Annotated in this window: 6 protein-coding genes; 3 read left to right on the top strand and 3 right to left on the bottom strand. The window is 43.3% G+C overall.

Going from position 1 to position 5,409, the window contains the following annotated elements:
• From GMD4S_RS06830 to GMD4S_RS06820, 3 genes are all read left to right on the top strand, one after another.
• Nucleotides 1-972 (top strand): alanine/glycine:cation symporter family protein (locus tag GMD4S_RS06830; protein ID WP_000574434.1); only part of this gene is annotated, 972 nt, incomplete at its 5' end.
• 130 nt (nt 973-1,102) lie between these two features.
• Complete coding sequence (locus tag GMD4S_RS06825; protein WP_000206775.1) at nt 1,103-1,651, top strand: carboxymuconolactone decarboxylase family protein; 549 nt, start codon at nt 1,103-1,105, stop codon at nt 1,649-1,651.
• Nucleotides 1,652-1,761: 110 nt separating this feature from the next.
• Nucleotides 1,762-2,661, top strand: a complete 900-nt coding sequence (locus tag GMD4S_RS06820) for a TDT family transporter (RefSeq protein WP_000735936.1) — start codon at nt 1,762-1,764, stop codon at nt 2,659-2,661.
• A 22-nt stretch (nt 2,662-2,683) separates the two neighbouring features.
• Here the strand turns inward: GMD4S_RS06820 and serS are convergent, their stop codons facing one another.
• From serS to GMD4S_RS06805, 3 genes are all read right to left on the bottom strand, one after another.
• Nucleotides 2,684-3,958, bottom strand: a complete 1,275-nt coding sequence (gene serS / locus GMD4S_RS06815; protein WP_000884221.1) for a serine--tRNA ligase — start codon at nt 3,956-3,958, stop codon at nt 2,684-2,686.
• Nucleotides 3,959-4,172: 214 nt separating this feature from the next.
• Nucleotides 4,173-4,544 (bottom strand): DUF956 family protein, encoded by a 372-nt coding sequence (locus GMD4S_RS06810; RefSeq protein ID WP_000079379.1) that lies wholly within the window; start codon nt 4,542-4,544, stop codon nt 4,173-4,175.
• 2 nt (nt 4,545-4,546) lie between these two features.
• Nucleotides 4,547-5,409: aspartate kinase (locus tag GMD4S_RS06805; protein ID WP_000452850.1), on the bottom strand; the 863-nt coding region annotated here is incomplete at its 5' end.

Raw genomic sequence — 5,409 nt, 5'->3', positions numbered from 1 at the left:
AAGGATGCAAATGGAGCTGTAGCTGGAGGACCCATGCATTACATCCTTTTGGGGATGGGAGAAAAGTGGCGTCCACTTGCTATCTTCTTTGCCCTAGCGGGTGTATTGGTAGCCCTTCTAGGGATTGGTACCTTTACCCAAGTCAATTCGATTACAGAATCCATTCAAAATACAGCCCAAGTTGATCCAGCAATCACAGCTCTGATTTTATCCATTTTTGTAGGGATTGCCGTTTTTGGTGGCCTCAAATCCATATCAAAAGTTTCGACAGCAGTGGTTCCTTTTATGGCTATTGTCTATATTTTAGGGACTCTTACAGTTATTCTCTTTAATATCGAGAAAATCCCAGCCACACTTGCCCTCATCTTTACTTCAGCCTTTAGTCCAACTGCTGCGGTAGGTGGTTTTGCAGGTGCCAGTATTCGGATGGCTATCCAGAATGGTGTGGCGCGAGGAGTCTTTTCGAACGAATCTGGTCTTGGTTCTGCTCCCATTGCAGCGGCTGCAGCTAAGACTAATGAGCCTGTCGAGCAAGGCTTGATTTCCATGACAGGAACCTTTATTGATACTTTGATTATCTGTACTCTGACAGGTCTGACAATCTTGGTAACTGGTGTTTGGAGTGGTGATTTGAATGGAGTTGCCTTGACCCAGTCAGCCTTTTCAACAGTTTTTTCACACTTTGGACCTGCTCTTTTGACCATCTTCCTTGTGCTCTTTGCCTTTACGACGATCCTCGGATGGAACTATTACGGAGAGCGCTGTTTTGAGTTTCTCTTTGGTGTTCGTTTTATCTGGCTCTATCGTGTAGTCTTTGTAGTCATGGTCTTGTTGGGAGGATTTATCGAGTTGGATATGGTTTGGATTATCGCAGATATCGTCAACGCCTTGATGGCTCTGCCAAACTTGATTGCCCTCTTGGTCTTGTCGCCAGTCGTCATTGCTGAGACTAAAAAGTATTTTAAACACTAACCCAATCACACTTTTAGTGTGATTTTTTCATTTCATAGACATTTCCTATCAAGGCGATTGAAAATATATATTATCCAAGGGGGAAATTCTATGATAGACTAAATGACAATAAAATGAAAAGAGGTTTCTTATGACAACATTTACCATCCACACAGTAGAATCAGCACCAGCAGAAGTGAAAGAAGTTCTTGAAACAGTACAAAAAGATAACAATGGCTATATTCCCAACCTAATCGGTCTCTTGGCTAACGCTCCTACCGCGCTTGAAGCCTACCGAACTGTCGGAGCCATCAACCGTCGCAATAGCTTAACACCAGTAGAGCGTGAAGTAGTGCAAATCACGGCAGCCGTAACCAATGGTTGCGCTTTCTGCGTGGCTGGACATACTGCCTTTTCAATCAAACAAATCCAGATGAATGATGATCTTCTCCAAGCCCTTCGCAACCGCACTCCGATTGAAACAGATCCAAAACTAGATACTCTAGCTAAGTTTACCTTGGCGGTCATCAATACCAAAGGGCGTGTAGGAGATGAAGCCTTGGCTGAATTTTTGCAAGCTGGTTACACGCAACAAAATGCCTTGGACGTGGTTCTCGGTGTTAGTCTTGCCAGCCTCTGCAACTATGCCAACAATCTAGCCAATACGCCTATTAACCCAGAATTACAACCGTATGCCTAGTTCGAATCAGAAAGAAAAAATGAAGACTGAGCAATCCAGTCTTCATTTTTCTATGCTATTTTAAGCGCTTTTATGCTATACTAATAATAACATGATTATTGGAGGCTCGGATGAAAAAGCTACCCTTAGTATTCTCTGGCTGTTTATTAGGTTTAGCAGGTGCAGGAAATCTGATTGCAGATACTTTGCCTGTTCTGTCGCATTTATTGAGCCTGACTGGTCTAGTGTTGTGGCTTTTCTTTCTGATTCTCCATCTTTTTAATTGGGAAGAAACCAAGCAAGAATTGACCAAGCCCCCTCTTTTATCTGGGATGGCCACTTTTCCTATGGCTGGGATGATTTTATCGACCTATGTTTTTCGCGTATTCCCTGCTCTTTCTTTGCTAGCACAAGGAATCTGGTGGTTTTCCTTTCTCTTGGATTTGGCGTTGATTGCTACTTTTACCATCAAATTTGCCTGTCCGGGTCGGAGGGTCAATGCGACTCCAAGTTGGACGGTACTCTATGTGGGAATAGCAGTAGCAGCCTTGACCTATCCTCTGGTAGGCATTATTGAGATTGCCTATGCGACCTTGAGTTTTGGTTTTGTCTTGACCTTCTATCTCTATCCGCTTATTTATAGCGATTTAAAGAAAGATCCACTCCCAGTGGCCTTGCTTGGACAGGAAGGAATCTACTGTGCTCCCTTTTCCCTACTCTTAGCTTCTCTAGTTCGAGTTGGAGGAGCAGGCCTACCGACTTGGCTCTTGATTGTCATGATTTTGGCATCTCAGTCCTTCTTTTTCTTTGTTTTAACTCGCCTGCCCAATATTTTAAAACAAGGCTTTCAACCAGCCTTCTCAGCCCTCACCTTCCCAACCATTATCACAGCTACTTCGCTCAAGATGGCTCAGGGGATCTTGAAACTTCCATTTCTGGATTATCTGGTGTTTGCTGAAACTGTTATATGCCTCACTATTTTATTCTTTGTCTTGGTTGGTTATCTGATTTGGTTACGAAAAAAGGTCTAGCTAGAAATAGCTAGGCCTTTTTTTATGGTTTGATAACTTCAGCTCCACCCATATATGGACGAAGTGCTTCTGGAATGGTTACAGAACCATCTTCATTTTGATAGTTTTCAAGAATGGCAGCCACTGTACGTCCAACTGCAAGTCCAGAACCGTTCAAGGTGTGAAGGAGTTTCACCTTGCCATCGGCTTCATCACGGTAACGGATTTGGGCACGACGGGCTTGGAAATCTTCTGTATTTGAACAACTTGAGATTTCACGATAGGTATTTTGGGCGGGAATCCAAACTTCCAAGTCATAAGTCTTGGCAGCTGAGAAGCCCATATCTCCAGTAGAGAGCGCAACGACACGGTATGGAAGGTTGAGTTTTTGAAGAATATTTTCAGCGTTTGCTGTCATTTTTTCCAATTCTTCGTATGATTCTTCTGGTTTGGCAAATTTGACCATTTCAACCTTGTGGAATTGGTGCAGACGAATCAAACCACGTGTATCACGACCAGCAGAACCAGCCTCAGAACGGAATGATGGACTCATAGCGGTAAAGTAGATTGGTAGGTCTTTACCGTCAAGGATTTCATCACGGTAGTAGTTTGTCAGAGGCACTTCAGCCGTAGGAATAAGGACATAATTAGTGTCTTTCAATTCAAAAGTATCTTCCTTGAATTTTGGATATTGACCAGTACCAAACATTGAGTCATGGTTAACCATGTATGGTGTGATGACTTCAGTATAGCCCTCTTTTCCATGCTCGTCCAACATAAAGTTGTAGATAGCACGTTCCAAACGAGCCCCAAGTCCTTTATAGAAGAGGAAGCGAGCACCAGTAACTTTTGCTCCACGTTCCCAGTCAAGGATACCCAAGTCTTCACCAAGATCCCAGTGAGCTTTTGGTTCAAAGTCAAACTCGCGCGGAGTTCCCCAACGGCGAACTTCCACATTATCGTCCTCATCAGCTCCAACAGGAACGCTGTCAGCTGGGATGTTTGGAAGAGTCGTGGTAAATTCTGTCAATTTAGCATCGATTTCCCCCAATTCAGCATCCAAGGCTTTGACTTCAGCAGATAGGGTTTGCATAGCAGCAATCTTGTCATCGGCATTTTCCTTGTTGCGCTTGGCTTGGGCAATCTCAGCAGAAACAGTGTTACGTTCTGCTTTTAGAGTTTCAACCTTGACCAAGATGTCACGACGTTTAGCATCGATTTCTTTCATCTCATTTAAGATAGCAGCATCTACACCACGTGTAGCTAATTTTTCAGCGACAGCATCAAAATCTGTACGAATACGTTTAATATCTAACATAAGAACTCCTTTATGAAAAAAAGCACACCTGACAAAGTGTTGGAGTGGCAGGGCCACGGTTCCATCCAACTTCACAGGTGTGCACTTGATTCTGTATTTAATTGTGAACAACGGTAGAATTTCACCTATCCCTCCTATCTGCTCGCAACACCCGCAGACTTTCTGAAAGAAGAGGATAACCTACTTATCCGTTGCTATGATTATACTAAAGTTTCTACTTTTTTGCAAATAGATTTTTAAGTTTTTGTCCAATGGTCTGGAGTAGAGTCGGAAGTTTCACGACCTTGTCGTTTCCTAATTTTTCCCGAGCGATTTTGAGGATAGCTCCAGAGTCTTTTGAAGCAAAGAGAAATTTTCCTTGATCAGTGAAGACTTCAAAGTGGCGGCTGATCTTGCGACCACTTACGTTGGCTCCGATTTGCTGAATGCTGGACCAGGGGATTTGGATATATTGTTCGACATTGACATCAGGATAAAACTCTAAGGCTTGATCCCCAACTAGAAATTTTCCAACTTTTCCAGAGATAGAGAGGTAAGATGTCCCAGTAGTTTGGAGGTCAATGACTTGATTGAGTGATTGGGCCATGATTAGTCTTCCTTACTTTCATCGAAAAAGGCATGATAGAGAGCCTTGATAGCGGCCTTCTCTTGCTCTTTATTGACAACAAACATGATGGAAACTTCGCTTGAACCTTGTGACATCATCTGGATGTTGATTTTATTCTCAGACAAAGCCCGTGTTGCAGTAGCAGTTACCCCGATATGACTCTTCATCTTTTCTCCAACAATCATAATGATGGAAAGGTCATGTTCGATTTCAGCATGGTCCACCTCAGCCTTTTGAACGAGTTGACGTAGAATTTCTTCTTCTTTGATAGGAGTCAATTCGCGGGAGCGGAGGATGATTGAAAGATCGTCGATACCTGTAGGCATGTGTTCCCAACCGATATTGAGATCCTCAAGGATTTGCAGAACCTTGCGACCAAACCCGACTTCACGGTTCATGAGGTATTTTGACATGTTGATGCTGACGAATCCTGAGTCACCTGCAATCCCTACTACTGGGAATTTATCACTACTGTGTTCTAAAACAATGCGTGTTCCTGGGTGGTCAGGGTTGTTGGTATTCTTGATGACAAGAGGAATTTTTCCTCGGTAGGCAGGAAGAAGGGCTTCGTCATGAAGAACTGAAAATCCAGCGTAAGCCAACTCACGCATTTCACGGTAGGTTAATTCAGGAATGGAGTGTGGTTGGTGGATAATACCAGGATGGGCAGCAAAGATACCATCTACGTCTGTAAAGTTCTCATAGAGATCAGCCTTAACACCTGCTGCAATGATAGAACCTGTAATATCTGAGCCTCCACGTGAAAAAGTACAGATTTGATTTTCCTTAGTCACACCAAAGAAACCAGGGATGACAAGGACTTCGTTGCTATCAGCCAAGCCTT

It is taken from the genome of Streptococcus sp. GMD4S (assembly GCF_000296955.1).
The sequence above is the reverse complement of the archived record's forward strand: the minus strand, read 5'-3'. Positions and strand labels throughout refer to the sequence as shown.